The sequence below is a fragment of the Rahnella sp. PCH160 genome (assembly GCF_047784855.1).
In the GTDB taxonomy this organism is placed as follows: Bacteria; Pseudomonadota; Gammaproteobacteria; order Enterobacterales; family Enterobacteriaceae; genus Rahnella.
Map to the genome: position 1 here is coordinate 2,149,023 of NZ_JBLOGT010000001.1, position 16,943 is coordinate 2,165,965.

General features: G+C 48.7%; 16 protein-coding genes, 1 pseudogene and 1 riboswitch. Of the genes and pseudogenes, 8 read left to right on the forward strand and 9 right to left on the reverse strand.

Going from position 1 to position 16,943, the window contains the following annotated elements; all coding sequences use genetic code 11:
* Positions 1 to 92: 92 nt before the first annotated feature.
* The 3 genes from ACM5QY_RS10045 to ACM5QY_RS10055 all read right to left on the reverse strand — a co-directional run bounded on the left by ACM5QY_RS10045 (position 93) and on the right by ACM5QY_RS10055 (position 2,471).
* Positions 93 to 701 (reverse strand): hypothetical protein, encoded by a 609-nt coding sequence (locus ACM5QY_RS10045; protein ID WP_416120500.1) that lies wholly within the window; start codon positions 699 to 701, stop codon positions 93 to 95.
* 116 nt (positions 702 to 817) lie between these two features.
* The gene (locus tag ACM5QY_RS10050; protein WP_416120501.1) at positions 818 to 1,462 is read right to left on the reverse strand and encodes a class I SAM-dependent methyltransferase; all 645 of its coding nucleotides are present in this window, start codon (positions 1,460 to 1,462) and stop codon (positions 818 to 820) included.
* 28 nt (positions 1,463 to 1,490) lie between these two features.
* Positions 1,491 to 2,471, reverse strand: coding sequence for a glycosyltransferase family 2 protein (locus ACM5QY_RS10055; protein ID WP_416120502.1), 981 nt, complete (start codon positions 2,469 to 2,471; stop codon positions 1,491 to 1,493).
* 855 nt (positions 2,472 to 3,326) lie between these two features.
* Here ACM5QY_RS10055 and ACM5QY_RS10060 point away from each other — a divergent pair.
* Positions 3,327 to 3,539 carry an IS3 family transposase gene (locus tag ACM5QY_RS10060; protein WP_416120503.1) on the forward strand — a complete coding sequence of 71 codons (213 nt, stop codon included), beginning with the start codon at positions 3,327 to 3,329 and terminating at the stop codon, positions 3,537 to 3,539.
* A 266-nt stretch (positions 3,540 to 3,805) separates the two neighbouring features.
* Positions 3,806 to 3,892: pseudogene (locus ACM5QY_RS10065) on the forward strand (IS1 family transposase); the annotation flags it as partial.
* A 195-nt stretch (positions 3,893 to 4,087) separates the two neighbouring features.
* On the opposite strand, the gene ACM5QY_RS10070 reads toward ACM5QY_RS10065, so the two are convergent.
* Positions 4,088 to 5,101 (reverse strand): glycosyltransferase family 9 protein, encoded by a 1,014-nt coding sequence (locus tag ACM5QY_RS10070; protein WP_416120504.1) that lies wholly within the window; start codon positions 5,099 to 5,101, stop codon positions 4,088 to 4,090.
* Positions 5,102 to 5,406: 305 nt separating this feature from the next.
* Positions 5,407 to 5,508: riboswitch (TPP riboswitch) on the forward strand.
* Between the two features lie 34 nt (positions 5,509 to 5,542).
* On the opposite strand from ACM5QY_RS10070, the gene thiM reads away from it, so the two are divergent.
* Together thiM and thiD are read left to right on the forward strand one after the other, a co-directional pair.
* Positions 5,543 to 6,349 carry a hydroxyethylthiazole kinase gene (thiM, locus tag ACM5QY_RS10075; protein ID WP_416120505.1) on the forward strand — a complete coding sequence of 269 codons (807 nt, stop codon included), beginning with the start codon at positions 5,543 to 5,545 and terminating at the stop codon, positions 6,347 to 6,349.
* On the forward strand, positions 6,349 to 7,149 hold the full coding sequence (gene thiD / locus ACM5QY_RS10080) for a bifunctional hydroxymethylpyrimidine kinase/phosphomethylpyrimidine kinase (protein WP_416120506.1): 801 nt from the start codon (positions 6,349 to 6,351) through the stop codon (positions 7,147 to 7,149). Before thiM ends, thiD begins: the two co-directional genes overlap by 1 nt.
* A gap of 6 nt (positions 7,150 to 7,155) precedes the next feature.
* Here thiD and ACM5QY_RS10085 read toward each other — a convergent pair whose 3' ends face one another.
* Positions 7,156 to 8,004, reverse strand: coding sequence for a hypothetical protein (locus tag ACM5QY_RS10085; RefSeq protein WP_416120507.1), 849 nt, complete (start codon positions 8,002 to 8,004; stop codon positions 7,156 to 7,158).
* 213 nt (positions 8,005 to 8,217) lie between these two features.
* Between ACM5QY_RS10085 and ACM5QY_RS10090 the strand changes: the two genes are divergently transcribed.
* Both ACM5QY_RS10090 and ACM5QY_RS10095 read left to right on the forward strand, forming a co-directional pair.
* Entirely contained in the window at positions 8,218 to 8,511 is a 294-nt protein-coding gene (locus ACM5QY_RS10090; RefSeq protein ID WP_416120508.1) for a hypothetical protein, read from the forward strand.
* Between the two features lie 394 nt (positions 8,512 to 8,905).
* Positions 8,906 to 9,079, forward strand: a complete 174-nt coding sequence (locus tag ACM5QY_RS10095; RefSeq protein ID WP_416120509.1) for a hypothetical protein — start codon at positions 8,906 to 8,908, stop codon at positions 9,077 to 9,079.
* A 62-nt stretch (positions 9,080 to 9,141) separates the two neighbouring features.
* Here the strand turns inward: ACM5QY_RS10095 and ACM5QY_RS10100 are convergent, their stop codons facing one another.
* Together ACM5QY_RS10100 and ACM5QY_RS10105 are read right to left on the reverse strand one after the other, a co-directional pair.
* Positions 9,142 to 9,828: a GntR family transcriptional regulator gene (locus ACM5QY_RS10100; RefSeq protein WP_013574394.1), complete on the reverse strand. Its 687-nt coding sequence runs from the start codon at positions 9,826 to 9,828 to the stop codon at positions 9,142 to 9,144.
* Positions 9,829 to 9,918: 90 nt separating this feature from the next.
* Positions 9,919 to 10,746, reverse strand: coding sequence for a helix-turn-helix domain-containing protein (locus ACM5QY_RS10105; protein ID WP_416120510.1), 828 nt, complete (start codon positions 10,744 to 10,746; stop codon positions 9,919 to 9,921).
* A 271-nt stretch (positions 10,747 to 11,017) separates the two neighbouring features.
* On the opposite strand from ACM5QY_RS10105, the gene ACM5QY_RS10110 reads away from it, so the two are divergent.
* Positions 11,018 to 12,427 (forward strand): MFS transporter, encoded by a 1,410-nt coding sequence (locus tag ACM5QY_RS10110; RefSeq protein WP_416120511.1) that lies wholly within the window; start codon positions 11,018 to 11,020, stop codon positions 12,425 to 12,427.
* Between the two features lie 26 nt (positions 12,428 to 12,453).
* Entirely contained in the window at positions 12,454 to 14,430 is a 1,977-nt protein-coding gene (locus tag ACM5QY_RS10115; RefSeq protein ID WP_416120512.1) for a glycoside hydrolase family 127 protein, read from the forward strand.
* A 72-nt stretch (positions 14,431 to 14,502) separates the two neighbouring features.
* Here ACM5QY_RS10115 and ACM5QY_RS10120 read toward each other — a convergent pair whose 3' ends face one another.
* On the reverse strand, positions 14,503 to 15,792 hold the full coding sequence (locus ACM5QY_RS10120) for an MFS transporter (RefSeq protein WP_416120513.1): 1,290 nt from the start codon (positions 15,790 to 15,792) through the stop codon (positions 14,503 to 14,505).
* Between the two features lie 127 nt (positions 15,793 to 15,919).
* A complete protein-coding gene (locus tag ACM5QY_RS10125; protein WP_416120514.1) occupies positions 15,920 to 16,933 on the reverse strand; it encodes a Zn-dependent oxidoreductase in 1,014 nt (337 codons plus the stop codon).
* Between the last annotated feature and the right edge of the window lie 10 nt (positions 16,934 to 16,943).

The following is a 16,943-nucleotide window of genomic DNA, read 5'->3' on the forward strand; positions in this document are numbered from 1 at the left end:
GACATCACCTATTACGGTAACAATACGCCCAAGTACAACACTTAAAAGTAACTCCGATTCTGGGAAATAATCCTTCAAAAAGAAAACAATGACTAACTCACGTATTCCAACACCTGCTGGCGCTCCGGGGTAATTAAACCCGCTAACCATGCGACAGTGTAAGCACCGACAATGCAGATTAAAATTTCATAATTTATGGTTTGTTTGTGAATTATAAACGCCAGGATAATAGTGAAAACTAAAGCTGAAAAAATTAAAAATACAATCTGAGTGATGAAGGCAGTCGATATTGCTTTACTTAAAAACTTACTCAATACCCAGTAAATTATTAGTATGCTGGATAGGAATGCTATTATTGATAGTGCTGGCGTTAACAGCGGGAATATTATTGAAATTATCAAAAAAAATGATGTCGATCCTGCCACAGATATCAAAATCAACTCATAAATATTAGACTTAAGTATTTCTTTAGAAGAGAAACCGTCCGCCATTGCTAAAGCCTGTCGGCCTGCAATATGAAAAATATTTCCAGGAACATATTTAGCAAGCTGTGATATGCCATATGTTTTCACAGCCCAATTTAAACTTACCTGAGTATTACAATGCTCCAGTATTTTTTTCCAAGCAAAAGCAAGTAACAAATTCATTCCACCATAGAAAAAAGACAATAGTGTAATAAATACCCATCCGGACGTATTCATGACATCAAAATGTGATCCTTTCCAGTAGCCATGCAAGCGGCTAATGATAAAAAACACACCTATAATAGCGAGCCCACTACCGATGAAATGTAAAAGTTTACTGATATTCGTCTTATTCATTTTTTTTGTGGACGGCATAAAATCATTGTCCAAGGTAAGGGGGTTTTTATTTCAATGATATCAAAATATTCTCCGACTAAACTAATAAAGCTTCTTTTAGACCAATGTTGAAGATGACCCGGAGTATTGCCAAGATCTCGTATATATTTTCCTCGAGCCAGATTGAGTGCTCGCCATAAAGGCTCTCTTGGTACACTCAGGATGACATAATTACTGGCTACTTTCTGAAGGGCCTTCAGGCCTGCTTCAGGGTCCTCAAGGTGTTCAAGCACCTCACAGCAAACAATTAGATCTGCCGAATCAGTATCCTGGCTTAAATCATAAATACTTCTTGTTTTGAAGACATCAGGTGATATTTTTGAATGATTTGCGTTCTCAATGGCCATGTCAATGACTTTGGAGGAGAAATCACAGCCTCTTGCCTCAATACCCTGCAATTTCCAGCGGATAACCCAGTAGCCTTCTCCACATCCTATTTCATGAATTGTTTTCGGAGAAGCTTTAGCTACTAAGCCTGAGAGTGAGGATTCGAAACCGTTCATCATCCAACGTACAACAGGGTTTTTCGACGCATATTTATCAAAAGAGTTTCCTACTACAATGCCATTTTCTGTCTTACCAGCTGCGATTTTTATATTCATTTTTTTCCTAAGCGAAAGTGAGAGTGTGTCAGTGAGTCTCTGTTTCATTTTTAATTTTTTTTACCGGATGCTCTGTTTTTTGCAATTGTGCTGTTTTGAAACGCAAATCTTCTAGTAATTTTCTATTTGCAGACAATAAATCTGCAACAAATGCAATCAGAATTGTTTGGAATCCCATGCCCAGCAGAACTGATGCAAGAATAAGTGATTGTATATTCCCTGAGCCTTCTCCCGAAAAGTGTTTAAACAAAAAACGAAGGCCTATCAAAAATCCAAATGTGAAAAGTATCGTACCTATTGTCGCAAAAAAACGGAAGGGTCTGTAAATAACAAAAATTCTCACTATGGTAATGATACTTCTCTTAATATATGAAGGGATGCTTTTTACTAAACGGGACGGGCGAAGATCTTCATTAACGCGTATCGGAACCGACGTAATTAAAATGTTTTTTTGGCCTGCTTGAATGATCGTCTCAAGAGTATAAGTATAATCGTTAAAAACAATTAGCTTTTGAGCAGTTTCGCGACTAATGGCTCTAAACCCACTTGGGGCATCAGGGATGTTAGTATTACTGGCTAGCCTTACGACTAAACTTCCAATGTTTTGTAATAATTTTTTAAGCGCGGAGAAATGCTCGATTGTGTGTATTGGGCGTGCACCGATCACAAATTCAGCATTATTTTTTAAGATAGGGTCAACAAGCTTCGGGATATCCCCGGCATGATATTGATTATCAGCGTCGGTATTAACGATGACATCAGCGCCGAATCTTAGGCAGGCATCGATACCTGTCATGAATGCATGAGCCAATCCCTTATTAGTCGTGTGTCTTACAATATGGTCAACACCGTGAGATTTGGCTACCTCTACCGTATTATCCTGGCTTCCGTCATCAATAATCAGCCATTCAACACAGTCGAAACCGGCAACGTGGCGAGGTAGGGCACTCAGTGCGATCGCTAATGTTTCACCTTCGTTATAACAGGGTATCTGAATGATTAATTTCAAAAAAAACTCCATTTCAGTTCAAAAGGGATGTTAACTTACCTTACTCGACTACCTACAGACTGCCTTTGGCGCGGCCTGAGGTAGACTTTTTGTGAAAGATCTCCCCGGATGTGGTTAATGCTGGCGATCGTGCGGCACTGTAAAGTTTATAACGCCTTTCTGACATTCGGTTTTGACATAAAGAAAAGATAATTTCACTTGATCGTTTTTTACGACCACTTCAATCACATCATTTATCCCAAACTTACTGCTACCCATGAACCATACGGGCTATATTCCACATCCCACAGGGTAACACTGTCATGACCACCGTATCTATTTTCAGTTTATGGTTTTACTGGTGCTATAGTCCATAGCAAACTAACTGTTCACCATTGGTTCTCCCGTTTTTTTTAAATTCATGGTGGTTTACTGATCGACCTTCTTAATCCCGCCCCAAAAATGCGTCCTTGACTCGGGGTGCCCGCTGCAGAGCAGGAATGTGTCAATTTGGTTCTGCAGCACAAGTATCGGGTAACCCAGGCTGCTGAAACGATGAATATTGACCTTTTAACATTACAGCGCTGGTTACGCTAATATTGCGGAGAAGTCAGGGGAGACACTCTCATCGCCACCGCTATTACGTCTGAACAACGACGAATACAGGAGCTTTAAAAGCAGGTTGGTCAGTTGAAAAGCGACAATGACCTGTTAGAAAAGGCTTCAGCCTTCTTCGCCATGGAAATGAACAACGACAAAAAGTCGCGGTGAAGCTGAAGAAGGCCGGGGAAAACATCCAGCAGGTATGTGCTGCCTGCCGCTCATGCGCAGTGTATTTTACGCACGGGGCAGCCAGCTCTCGGAGGAAATGTACTGATGTTTCATGCGGCGGCTAAACATATTCATGCCGAGATGAATGCTACATATTTCAGGCGGCGCATGTGTATGGAGTTGCGTGAACAGAGTTTTAACGTTGGCCGATACCGTGTCCGTCAGGTAATGAGGACGCTGATGCTGGTTGCAAAGCGTCCCGGATGTCATTGCTATCCTCGTGGTGGTAAACCGGCTGTAGTGGCGGCTAATCTGTAGCACCGACGGTTTAACCCGGTGACATTAAACACCTGGTGTTAGTGGTGGCGTTCTCGCACAGCCTTCACTAACTTAAAATAGCAATCGTCGCATAGTCCATTATCGATATAGAACAGGCGGTCAATGTAACTTCGTTTGATGCCGCATTTCTGGCAAAGCTTTAAAGCTAATATTTTCATCCTGATACCACTATCCCCTACTAATTCGAGAACTTTACTCATTGAATGAACCTGCATCCAATTGCTTGTATGGATCAATCATGCTTTCGGAAGACTTTGGGGCATTTGAAATCCACAGAAATGCACGATAAAGTGATTGGTACATTTATTGAGCGGGATTATTACCTGCAATAACAGAAATCAACATATTGAATACTTTCCCCTTTCAACGAGTGGTTTTCTCTTCCCGTTAAAAAAGAGTATGTATGCTGTATTTTTTTATTAACTTTATCTTAAATGCATTCATTTATGTCCAGATTATCTGTAAAGCAATAATGGAGTCTGTATTGTCATTAAATTATAAAAATGGCTTTAGGCTAAATGTTACATTTAGGTATTTTTAATAAGTACTTCATTTCTCAATGCCATAAAATTGTCATAAACCTCATCGGTTGAAATATGCGCAACATCTTCGTCTGCAGAAGTAATGATTCTGTACGGCACTTTCCATGGCCCCCAGACCAGCGGATCGCTGTTGCCAAAAAGCGCAACAACCGGTTTTCCCACGCCCGCAGCAATGTGCAATGCGCCGCCATCGCTGGTAATAATCTGATTGCACAGAGACATCCCGGCCATGAGTTCACGAAGATTCACGGTATTGAACGGGACCATAATAATATCTTTGCAGGCATTGATAATGTACTTCGCTTTCTCGTCATCCCCGGGGTGACGCTGATTATCTGCTGAGCCGGGAGACCAGAAAAGAATAATTTTGCAAGGTTCATCACGCGCCAACCTGTGAGCGATTTCAATATAATTTTCAACAGACCAACGTTGTTTTTCTTTTCGGGAACTGATCTGTAAACCATATAACGGGAAATTGTAAGTGTTTTTTATTTTGTGAGCTGCGAATTCTATTTCAGATTTAGTCAACCATAAATCCAGTTTCCCCGGTTTGGTATGACAATTTAAAGGCCTGGCGAGTTGAGCCATCTGTTCGACCATATGCATTCCATCTTTCATATAAGGTATTTTATCGGTGACAGAGTCTGGCGCATCACTTCCTATGGCGATAATTCGTTTGGCCCGTGATAATCTCGCCCATTGCAAAGGTCTTTTATTCCAGTTCCCCGCCACGATGGCAACATCATAACCTTCTCGCCAGATAGTCAAGGTGGTAGTAATACGGCGTAAAATGGCTTTTATCTTTTTAGTGTATGAATTTTCGTGGTGTAGTTTTGTATAATGATGAACTTTACTGACGCCGGGATTACCTTCGAGAACCTGTTTGTTGTAAGAATTCACCAGCATATCGACATGATGATTTTTCGCCAGCATAGAAATAAGCGGGGTCGTCAGGATAAGATCACCAATGTTTTCCCGTCTTATTATTAGTATTTTCATTTCTTTCCTCATTAAACACACTGTCATCATGATTACAATTTCATCTCCGACTCTCATCATGCGGGTATTCTATTACGAAATCTGTAACAGAGAGATAATGAAAGTTACCGTTAGGTAGACTTAAACCAAAAAATATAGTTCCACGCTGAGTGTCGGTATAATGAAAAGGTTGTGTTAAAGATTGTTAGTATTCCGTGAGGGGTTTCCGATTTAATTAATACCCTGTTTCTACGCACCGACACCGGAATGAGTTCAGCTTGTGTCAACAAGCCACTTCCCGTAAGCTGATGAAAGAATATATATTTACTAATGACTCGGGGTGCCGCTCTTGCAAAAGAAAGGCTGAGATTTTACCCGTATTACCTGATCTGGATTATGCCAGCGTAGGGAAGTCAGGTATCTCTCCCGATACCGCCTTCTTCAGCGCCGGTGGGGAGAACCATGAACACCCGACCTTCCGTTTTTTCTGGCGCATTAGCCGCCGCTTCTTTGCAACAACTTCGTGCCTCTGCGCCGCTGGTTCATTGCCTGACCAACGACGTGGTGCAATCTTTTACGGCGAATGTCCTGCTGGCGCTCGGCGCTTCACCGGCGATGGTGATTGATCCCGCCGAAGCTGCGCAATTCAGCGCAGTTGCCGATGCCTTACTGATTAACGTCGGCACGCTGACCCGTCCTCATGCTGATGCGATGCTGGCCGCTATTCACGCGGCCAATCAGGCCGGAAAACCCTGGGTGCTGGATCCGGTCGCTGTCGGCGGCCTGAGCTGGCGCACTGAGTTTTGCCTCGAACTTATCAACCTCACCCCGGCCGCCATTCGCGGAAACGCCTCTGAAATCCGCGCGCTCAGTGGCCTGACTGCGTCCGGGCGTGGTGTAGACAGCGGTGATGATTCCCTGTCTGCATTACCCGCCGCGCAACAACTGGCGCGTGAAACCGGGGCGGTAGTGGCTGTTACAGGTGAAACGGATTACGTCACAGACGGCGAGCATAGCTGTTCGGTGACAGGCGGGCACGCCATGATGACCCGCATCGTCGGCACGGGCTGTTCGTTATCCGCCGTCGTTGCCGCATTTGTGGCGTTGCCCGGCGAGCGTCTGGATAACGTTGCTGCGGCATGTCGCGTGATGTCCTGCGCAGGAGAACGTGCCTGCGCTGTAGTAAACGGGCCCGGCAGTTTCACGCCGGAGTTTCTCGATAACCTGTTTTTAATGCGCGAAGAGTGGCTGACCGGGGAAAACGTGTGATGAAAAGAATTAATGCACTGACCATCGCAGGCACCGACCCGAGTGGTGGCGCGGGGATCCAGGCAGATCTGAAAACCTTCTCGGCGCTGGGTGCGTATGGCACCAGCGTGATCACCGCGCTGGTGGCGCAAAACACTCTTGGCGTGCAGTCTGTTTACAACATCGGGCCGGATTTTGTGGCCGCGCAGCTGGATTCCGTGTTCAGTGACGTGCGAATCGACAGCACAAAAATTGGCATGCTGTCGAACAGCCAGATTGTCGACGCGGTGGCAGAAAGGCTGAAGTATTATCAGCCGCCGTTTGTGGTGCTTGATACCGTGATGCTGGCCAAAAGTGGCGATCCGCTGCTGTTGCCGGAAGCCGTCGATGCCGTGCGACGTCTGCTCATCCCGCAGGTTTCAATTATCACCCCAAATCTGCCGGAAGCGGCTGCTTTGCTGGAATGTCCGGTGGCGGTGAATGAAACGGAAATGCGCGAACAGGGTGAAGCGTTACTGGCAATGGGATGCGGGGCGGTGCTGATGAAGGGCGGTCATCTGAGTGATGAAGAAAGCCCGGACTGGCTGTTTTTGGCGGATTCACGCGAGCGTTTTACTGCGCCGCGGGTGAATACCCGGCATACGCACGGCACCGGTTGTACGCTGTCGGCGGCGCTGGCGGCATTGCGTCCGCGTCACAATAACTGGGCGGATACCGTGCGGGAAGCCAAAGACTATTTGCAACAGGCACTGATGCAGGCCGACTCACTGGAAGTCGGTCACGGCATCGGGCCGGTGCATCATTTCCACCGCTGGTGGTAAAACCTGTCAGGCGCGGCGCTGGGTTTCGCTCAGCGCCTCTTCTGCCCGATGAAACATCGTCAGCGCCTGTTGCAGATGTACGGCGTCAAACGGGTTCAGCGGGTAGAACTTCTCTTCCTTGCGCGGGCGCAGCATCACACGAATTTTATCCGCTGAAACCCGTTCAAACCGGTAACTGGCAATATCCTGATTTTCATCATCCTTCCAAGACAGCAACAGCGCAGCCTGCTCGCCGGTGCGGCGGCCAATAAACTGCTCATTCAGCCATAAGCCTTCGCATTCTCCGTCTTTTTGTAGCTTCTTACCGCTGAACCACGTTGACTCTGCCTGCATCAGCAGTGACTGTGCCGTAATTTCTTCATGCAACTGACGCCACAGCGGCTGGTTATTCTCCATCTGCCAGCAGGCCATGCCGAGATAATCGTTCAGTTCACGCCAGTCGCTTTCCAGCTGTTCTTTCAGCTCAGGTTCCTGAATATGCATAAACTGTTGCAGGCCGGTTGCCTGTTCACCCAGCTTGTTATAAGCGATAACGGTCATGGTGCGGGGCTTACGGCGGAAGGTAATCCACAGAAGAAATTTAGGAATACGAAAAGTAATAGCCTGAATGGTCAGTTTGTAGCGATTGCCGCGCGACATAACAATACCGTTGGACGTGCCACGTTTATCCTGATAATTCCTCACCAGCACCACACTGTTCTGACCCATCCAGCCCGTGACGTAATGCTCTTTTTCGCTTTCAGCCACGTCCAGATCGCGCACTATCTGAGTGATGATCTCCATATCGAGCTGAGACAGGGACAGTGACCGATCGGCACTGTAATAGCTTTTTTTCAGGGGGGCTGCAGCAGGCATAAAAGTATCCACGATATTGGTGTGGTTTACAGCTTACACCAAGTTGTCATACAAATTTTGGGGCTACCCCGCAAAACGGGCATCTTTTTCGGATCGCGCTAACCCTGATGACGAAATTTCCCGAGGCGTCTCGTAAAAATGCACGTGCTGCGTTGTTATTCATTTTGTCAGGATTATTCTCTTGCTCATTGAAATCAGGGAGCGATACACAGAATGAAATATTTGACGTTACATGAAACGGTAATTAATGAGACGGTTCTCATCATGAATGCCGTCTTTGATAAATTAAAGACCCCGCTTATTATAAGACGCATTCGCCGCAGTGATATTATCTGGCAACAGCGCAAGGCGAGACGTAATTTACTGCAACCGGAAAAGCATCAGCTTAACTGGAAATGGTTATTTAATGAATTTCGTAAAACAAACCCGCAGAGTCTGGAGTTGAGCAAACCGCTTACGTGTTTTGTCTTAAAAATCCGCCACAGGAGCGGGCGGCTTTCCTGCTGAAATCCTGCTGGTTTGCAGAAAATAATCTTGAAATCAATGCGATTGAGAACTTTTACCGTAAGACTCCAGAGCATCCTTTGAAAGGGAGAATGCTGTGCTTTAGTCTATGTATCACGGTGATCTACGCCGGAAAACTCGATGAAAATAAATTTATAAAAAAAGAAAAATCAAAATTTTTTATCAAAGATATTGTCAACGAGGCTGTAATGAGTTTTTATATGTCTGAAGCCCCATTAATGCACGTCACAGGAAAAATGGAGTGCGAGTCAAACTACTATTTACTCAGTGAATATATAAATTCGAAGTTAATTAATAGAACGTCTTAGTAATATCCAGGATGTTTAAAATTAACGATTATTAATTTATAACAATTATTCCTACTGGAGTGTTACAGATGGAAAAGTTAAGTCAGTTGACGCCAAGCCAACTTCTGTTGGTTGATAAAATCGCTGCATTTGTCGTTGCGTTTAATGAACGGTTTCCGGATGGCCTCGAAGAAGATCTCGAAGTATTTGGTCCACCTGAAGCTTTCTACCATCCCCCGAAGGACTGGACCAAACTCCCCTGATTAGCTTTGGTTCCCGCGCTTGTGCACTAAATTAAAGCGCGGGGAAACTTGTTCTGACAGATTTATTCTGCATCAAACCAGTCGCTGTTTTGCTCAGCAATAGGCGTGATGGTGGAAATCATTTCCTGCAGATGAATGCGGATGGCTTTTTCGGCCGCGTCCGGATCATGCGCTTTCAGTCCGTCGAAAATGGCGTAGTGCTGCGCGATGAGATTTTCCGGCGGCGACACTTTGCTGAGCGTCAGAAACCGCACGCGATCCATCGTGGCTTTGATATGTTCGACGGTTTCCCACGCCAGGCGGCAGTCAATAATCTGCGCGATGGTGCGGTGAAATTCATCGTCGAGCAAAAGAAATTCCTGGGTTTGCTGGCTTTTTGCCGCCAGCGTCTGGCGTTCCAGATTGTGTTCGAGCAGCGCGAGATCTTTATCCGTCGCCACCATAGCGGCGCGGCGGACCACAGCGGTCTCAACGGCTTCGCGAATAAAACGGCCGTCGGCCACCCGTTTGGAAGAAATTTTCATCACGTACGTGCCGCGCTGAGGCAGAACCTGGACCAGCCCGGCTTCGGCCAGTTTAATAAAGGCTTCGCGAACCGGCTGGCGTGAAACATTAAAACGCGTGGAAATTTCTTTCTCCGACAGGAACGCCCCCGGTGCGATGGCACAGGTGACAATGTCCTGACGCAAAGTGCGGTAAATCTGCTGATTTACCGGCACATTACTGAGAAATTCAAAGGAGTCTGTCATGGGCTAAATTTGTCTTCAGAATCAGGAGAAGATAATACTAACATGAGTTTTCTCAGGATTTTGAGATTGTTAGCGCAAGGTTTTATCAAATTATTGGGAATTAATATGCTCGCGGCAATAGCGTTTTTTATAGGCCGCCGGTGTGATGCCCAGCAGTTTGCGGAAAACCCGACGAAAATAGGCCACATCGTTAAAGCCGGTCTGTCGGGCAACATCCGCCACATTGCCGGTATTGGTCAGCAACAGTTTTTCGGCCGCCGCAACCCGCTGTTTATGCAAGGCATCTGTCAGCGTCATCTGAAACGTCATCCGGAAAACCCGCCCGAGATAATCAGCGTTGCAGTGCAATCTGTCAGCCAGCTCAGAGGCACCCAGTGGCAGATGATATTGTGTGGTCATCAGTTCACGCGCTTTGTACGCCAGCGCGACACCCGGCCCGCCGGGTTCTACATTTTCAGGCCAGGCGCGGGAGACTTCCTGCAACAACAAAATCAGGAACAGCTCCAGCGAATTTCCGCCGCATTCCTGCTCATATAAAAATAATCTGAACAGGGTTAACAATGTTTCGTTGTCCCTGACCTTGCAGTGTTGTGGAATATCCAGCTGTAAAGAGGGATTTATTTGCTGTGATGTCATTACTGTCGTATTTTTCACAATATCAAAGTGCAGCCAATAAAACTTTAACTCAGGGTCAAATGTGGTAATGCCTTTATGCTCCCGGCCGGGAAATAACAGTAAACTTTCCCCTGAATGTAAATCAAAACGGGTATTTTCTTCCTGAAGCGAAAGTGTGCCGCGCACGACATAAATAAGCTCATGCGAACTGAGACGTCGGGTCGGATGTGTCCCCATTCCACGGGAAATAAAAAAACCGCCGTTCTGCACTTTAACCGGATAATTTACAGAAAATGAAAGCATTTCAGGCACTCATCAGGCAGGAAAAGCCTGACGTTAGCACAGTGACTGCCCTCGGTCAGCGATCAGACTGGAGGTTTTGATCTGCTTCACAGATTTACTCCGTGAGTCGGAATTGTCCCGTTTAACTACTTTATCCTCCTCTTGTTGGCGTGAGAACCCTGTGCCAGATTGATGGTGTGCCTTATTTATCGCCGGGCTGATATTTCAAATTAGCCTTATTTAACACGTTCCTGTTGCTTATAAATAACAATATAAAAGCGAGGAAAATATAATGCCAACTGATTCTATAAATACCGGTTCATCGCCGGTAAGAGGCACAGACGCAATTGTGTCTGCAAACGCCAAACTTTCGGTCAGTGAGAAAATTGGCTACGGGTTAGGAGATGCCGGAGGCACGATAATTACCTGTCTGATCACCAGCTTTTTAACCTTTTTCTATACAGATGTTTTCGGACTGACGCCTGCTATTGTCGGCACGTTGTTCATTTCACTGCGCGTCATTGATGCGGTTTCCGATCCGCTGATGGGCATTCTGGCCGACCGGACGCAAAGCCGTTGGGGCCGTTTTCGCCCGTGGCAGCTGTGGATTGCGCTGCCGATCGGCGTGGTCGGTTTTATGACATTTACGGTGCCGGGCTTCAGTGGTGATGCCAAAATTGCCTACGCGTTTTTCACCTATTTCCTGCTGTCCATTTCTTACACCGCGATCAATGTGCCGTATTGCGCGCTGATCAACACCATGACGACGGATCACCGCGAGGTGATGTCCTGTCAGTCCTGGCGTTTTGTACTGTGCGGTGTGGCCGGTTTTCTGGTGTCGGTCGGGTTGCCGTGGCTGGTGCAGGTGCTGGGAAAAGGTAATGCGGCGGCAGGTTATCAGCAGGGCGTCGGCTTACTTTGCGCGATTGCCGTGGTGATGTTCCTGTGGTGCTTCTTTGCCGTGCGGGAACGCCTGCCGCTGGCGCTGCTCGGGCAGTTCAGCGTTCGTGAGCACATTCGCGGAATGCTGAAAAATGACCAGCTTTTGCTGGTGTTGCTGATGTCTTTCCTGCTGATCAACGTGTTTAACCTGCGCGGTGGCGGCTACCTGTATTTCATCACCTATGTGCTGAAAGGCGGCGCGGGTTACGCCTCGATGTTCTTCGGCATGGTGACGCTGGCATCGATTCTCGGGGCGGTGATCGTCAATCAGCTGACAAAATTCATCGACAGCGTGCGCCTCTACATGCTGACCAATCTGGTGCTGGCGGTGTTTTCCCTGCTGTTATGGTTCGTGCCGGTGGGCGAGCAGTGGCAGACGCTCTGGCTGGGTATTATTTTCGTCCATTGCGTCATTCTTGGTTTTACGCTGCCGCTGCACTTTTCTCTGATGGCGTTCGCCGACGACTACGGCCACTGGAAAAACGGCATCCGTTCCTCCGGCATGAACTTCGCCTTCAATCTGTTTTTCATCAAACTGGCCTGGGCATCCAGCGCCGGGATCATCAGCGTGGTCTTCATTCTGGTTTCTTATCAGGCCGGTGCAGATCACCAGACCGCAGCCTCGCTCGGCGGGGTCACGCTTCTTGAAACGCTGCTGCCTGCAGTGATGCATCTGCTGCTGGCGGGGACTCTGATTTTCTGCAAGCTCAACAATACGTTGCTGACGCGCATGTCGCGTGAGCTGGCAGACAAAATTTAAATAACGATTACGGTTCAGGAGGTTATATGTCTTTTTCTCCGGTTGATTCTTTAGAAGTGCCTTTGCACAAGGTGAATATTTCCGATGCGTTCTGGCTGGAATATCAGCGTCTGGTGAAAGATGTGGTCGTGCCGTATCAGTGGAAAGCGCTGAACGATGAAGTGGAGGATGCGGAGCCGAGTCACGCCATTGAAAACTTCCGTATCGCGGCGGGGCAGAGCGACGGTGAGTTTTACGGGATGGTTTTTCAGGACAGTGATGTCGCCAAATGGCTGGAAGCGGTGGGGTATTTGCTGGCGAAAACGCCGGATCCTGCGCTGGAAGAAACCGCTGACCGCGTCATCGAACTGGTCGGCGCCGTGCAGCAGCCGGACGGCTATCTGAATACCTATTTCACGGTCAAAGAGCCGCTGCAGCGCTGGAAAAATCTGGCTGAATGCCACGAGCTTTACTGCGCCGGGCATCTGATTGAGGCAGGCGTCGCCTACGCGCAGGCCACCGGAAAAACGCGTTTGCTGGAAATCGTATGTAAGCTTGCCGACCATATCGGTGACGTTTTCGGGCCGGGTGACAGGCAATTGCATGGCTATCCCGGTCATCCGGAAATTGAGCTGGCACTGATGCGCTTATACGAAGAAACCGGCGAAACGCGCTATCTCGAACTCACGCGTTATTTTGTTGAGCAGCGTGGTGCGCAACCCCATTTCTACGATATCGAGTATGAAAAGCGTGGGAAGACGTCGCACTGGAATACCTACGGTCCTGCGTGGATGGTGAAGGATAAAGCCTACAGCCAGGCGCATCTGCCGGTCGCGTTGCAGACCACGGCTATCGGGCATGCCGTGCGGTTTGTGTATCTGTACGCTGGCGTCGCGCATCTGGCGAGGCTGAGTCAGGATCAGGAAAAACGTGAAGTGTGTCAGCGCTTATGGGAAAACATGACACAGCGGCAAATGTACATCACCGGTTCCATCGGTTCGCAAAGCAGCGGCGAGGCATTTTCGTCGGATTATGATTTGCCTAACGATACGGCCTATACCGAAACCTGCGCGTCGATTGGTCTGATGATGTTTGCCAACCGCATGTTGCAGCTCGATGCCGACAGCCGTTACGGCGATGTGATGGAGCGCGCGCTTTACAATACGGTGCTGGCCGGCATGGCGCTCGACGGCAAACATTTCTTCTACGTTAATCCGCTGGAGGTCCACCCGAAAAGTATCCCGCACAACCACATCTACGACCATGTAAAACCGGTCCGTCAGCGCTGGTTTGGCTGCGCCTGTTGCCCGCCCAATATCGCGCGGCTGCTGGCGTCCCTTGGCCATTATATTTATACCCAGCGGCCGGACGGCGTGGATATCAATCTGTACATCGGCAGCGATGTCGAGGCCACGATCGGCGGCAAGCCGCTGCGCCTGAAACAATCCGGCGGCTATCCGTGGGCGGAGAATGTACTGATTGAAGTAGATACCGGCGAACCGCTCGATGCCACGCTGGCGCTGCGTTTACCCGATTGGTGCGCCAGCCCGCAGGTGATGCTCAATGGTAAACCGCTGGATGTTGCCGCACTGACATCGCGCGGATATCTGCGTCTGACGCAGGAATGGCAAAAAGGGGATCGCATTGAGATGACGTTGCCGATGCCGGTCACGCGGGTGAAAGGCAATGCGCTGCTGCGGCATGTCGCCGGGAAGGTTGCAATTCAACGCGGGCCGCTGGTGTATTGCCTAGAACAGGCCGACAACGGCAGCGAATTGCATAACATCCGTTTGCCGCAGGATGCGCCATTCCGTCTGATTGCAGGCAGCGGATTATTTGCCGGTAAAACGCTTTTGCAAACGCAAGGCGAGCGACGCACATCAAATCATGCTGAGCAGCAGCCACTTTACCGTTTTAATCCGCCTGTTGAAGAAGTTGTGCCGCAGACCATGACGTTTGTGCCGTACTTTAGCTGGGCTAACCGTGGGGAAGGGGAGATGCGCGTCTGGGTTGACGAAATTTAACCGATGGCAAGTGACAGCAGAATAAGAAAACCCGGCCACATCACGCCGGGTTTTCTATTCTTTTTGGGATGATTAGCTATGAGACAGTGTTGCCTCGGCTGAATGCTTCGGGGCTTTAATCACAAAGAACACTAGAATCGCGCCGAGTGCGGCGACGCCGCCTGCAAGAATAAATGCGCTGTCAAAATGACCGGTGTTTTGCACAATGTAGCCCGTGACGACGGGCCCGACGATGCCCGACACGCTGCCGATCAGATGGATAAATCCGCTGGTGCCGCCGACGCGGGATTTATGCACGACGTCCTGAATAATCGCCCAGTAAATTGCGCCGGTGGTATACAGGAAGAAAATAGAAACAGACATCAGCACCACAGCCGGAACGACGCTGGTGACGATACCGGCCAGCGCAACGCAAATGGCGGCGGCTGACAGGCTGAAGACCAGAATAATTTTGCGAGACAACAATAAGCGGCCGGTAATATTGAAAATCTTATCAGAGATATAACCGCCCAGCGCCAGACCGACGAATCCAACAATCCAGGGAATAACCGTGGTCAGGCTCATTTCTTTGATATTCAGACCGTGTGCCTGAACCAGATAAGACGGGAACCAGCTGAGGAAGAAGAACAAAATATAGTTGTAGCAGAAGAAGGCAAATGCGGTGACCAGAATAATCGGCTGACGTAAATAATATCCCAGACCATGCGCCGCTTGTGCCAGATCGTCTTCTTCGCTGATATTTTCATTTTTCATCTCATCGACTAAACGTAATTCTTCCGGCGAGACGCGTTTACTTTTCAGCGGATTATCCGCAACGATAAAGAACCAGATAGCCATCCAGACAATCCCGATGGCGGCTATCACCATAAAGGCCGGACGCCAGCCAAAAGACAGCGCCAGATAGCCGACGATCGGCCCGGCAACCGCGCCGCCGAGGGGCGAACCGGCGCTGAGCAGACCCATCGCAGTGGCTGCTTTTTTCTTCGGGAACCAGCCGTTAATCATCTTATTGGCGGAAGCACATATCGGGCCTTCTGCCATGCCGAATAATACCCGTAAAATTAACATGGAATAAAAGCCGGTGGCGATGGCGGTCATGCCGCAAAATAGAGACCACAGCCCGACGGCTAATCCCATCACGACCGTTGGCCCGAATTTATCGACAGCCAGACCGCCAATGAAATTGAATATGGCATAACCAAAGAAGAAACTGCCGAATATTATCCCGAACTGCTCAGGATTAATGGTCAGTTCTTTTTCTATCATCGGAACCGTAATAGACAGCGCGACACGGTCGAGATAGTTGATCATGTAAACCATAAACAACAGGAATACGATGATCCAACGTAGGTTCTTAAACATAGTAAGCAGCTCCACTGGGTGTTGTTTTATAATAGTGTTGCGTTATTTGTAGGATGAATCTCAGGTACAGACAGCAGGAAGGCGGGGGTTGCCCGTCCTCCCTGAATTTCCATAAAATTAAAGTTAATCAGAACGTCAGCAGAACTTTGCAGCAGGATCGCTGATCCTTTTCAAACAGCGTCAGTGCGGCTTCGACATCGCTGGCAGGCATCCAGTGCGTCACCAGTTTTTCAGGCGAGATTTTTCCGAGTTCTATCCATTCAATCACCTGCGGAAAACGGTGGCTGTTCAGGCGCGAAGAGAACAGTGAAATTTCTTTACTGGTAATACTTTGCTGCGTGAGGGTACTCGGTTCGCCCGAGAAGCCCATCATGCCGATACGCGCTGCCGGTGAAGCCAGCAAAATGGCTTCCTGCAAAATCGCCGGATGACAGGCGGCATCAACGATAATCGTCGGGCGCACGCCTTCAGCGGACAGCACGTCAGCCACGCTGCGTTCGCTGTTATTAATCGTCCAGTCTGCCCCGCTTTCCAGCGCCATATTCAGGCGTTCTTCAATGCGGTCAGCCACGATCACGTTTTTAACGCCATAAACGCCTTTGAGCACCTGAATTACCGTCAGCCCCATCGGACCCGCGCCGTACACCAGCGCGGTATCTTGCTGTGTTGGTTTCAGAAAGGCCGTGATATTTGCCGCAATCGTGAAAGGTTCGACCATGCTGGCGAGTTTGTCAGGGATGGACGCCGGGACTTTATAGGCATTTTTCGCCGGGGCGCAGGCGTAATCGCTGAAACCGCCGTCGCGGTGAACGCCGATCACCTGTAACTCGTTACAGACATTGGGCCGCCCGACGGAGCACGGATAGCAATGTCCGCAGCTCACCACCGGGTCGATCACCACACGTTCGCCAATGCGCGCGGTATCAACACCTTCGCCGACGCTGTCGATGTGGCCGAAGAACTCATGGCCGATGACGCGCGGGTACTTCGCAAACGGATTGTGGCCATGATAAATGTGCACATCGGAGCCGCAGATGCCCGCGTAACTCACCCGAACTCGTACCTCGCCGGCGGCAGGTACCGGTAAAGCACGTTGCTCGATGACTAATTTTCCCGGTTCTTGTATAACGACGCTGTTCATTTTTCGTTCC

Coding starts and splice junctions, on each gene's coding strand:
- ACM5QY_RS10120 (WP_416120513.1), bottom strand. CDS start 15,792: ATGTTTAAGAACCTACGTTGGATCATCGTATTCCTGTTGTTTATGGTT.
- ACM5QY_RS10070 (WP_416120504.1), bottom strand. CDS start 5,101: ATGAAAATACTAATAATAAGACGGGAAAACATTGGTGATCTTATCCTG.
- ACM5QY_RS10060 (WP_416120503.1), top strand. CDS start 3,327: ATGTTTCATGCGGCGGCTAAACATATTCATGCCGAGATGAATGCTACA.
- thiD (WP_416120506.1), top strand. CDS start 6,349: ATGAAAAGAATTAATGCACTGACCATCGCAGGCACCGACCCGAGTGGT.
- thiM (WP_416120505.1), top strand. CDS start 5,543: ATGAACACCCGACCTTCCGTTTTTTCTGGCGCATTAGCCGCCGCTTCT.
- ACM5QY_RS10105 (WP_416120510.1), bottom strand. CDS start 10,746: ATGCTTTCATTTTCTGTAAATTATCCGGTTAAAGTGCAGAACGGCGGT.
- ACM5QY_RS10085 (WP_416120507.1), bottom strand. CDS start 8,004: ATGCCTGCTGCAGCCCCCCTGAAAAAAAGCTATTACAGTGCCGATCGG.
- ACM5QY_RS10115 (WP_416120512.1), top strand. CDS start 12,454: ATGTCTTTTTCTCCGGTTGATTCTTTAGAAGTGCCTTTGCACAAGGTG.
- ACM5QY_RS10090 (WP_416120508.1), top strand. CDS start 8,218: ATGAAATATTTGACGTTACATGAAACGGTAATTAATGAGACGGTTCTC.
- ACM5QY_RS10050 (WP_416120501.1), bottom strand. CDS start 1,462: ATGAATATAAAAATCGCAGCTGGTAAGACAGAAAATGGCATTGTAGTA.
- ACM5QY_RS10110 (WP_416120511.1), top strand. CDS start 11,018: ATGCCAACTGATTCTATAAATACCGGTTCATCGCCGGTAAGAGGCACA.
- ACM5QY_RS10125 (WP_416120514.1), bottom strand. CDS start 16,933: ATGAACAGCGTCGTTATACAAGAACCGGGAAAATTAGTCATCGAGCAA.
- ACM5QY_RS10045 (WP_416120500.1), bottom strand. CDS start 701: ATGAATACGTCCGGATGGGTATTTATTACACTATTGTCTTTTTTCTAT.
- ACM5QY_RS10095 (WP_416120509.1), top strand. CDS start 8,906: ATGGAAAAGTTAAGTCAGTTGACGCCAAGCCAACTTCTGTTGGTTGAT.
- ACM5QY_RS10100 (WP_013574394.1), bottom strand. CDS start 9,828: ATGACAGACTCCTTTGAATTTCTCAGTAATGTGCCGGTAAATCAGCAG.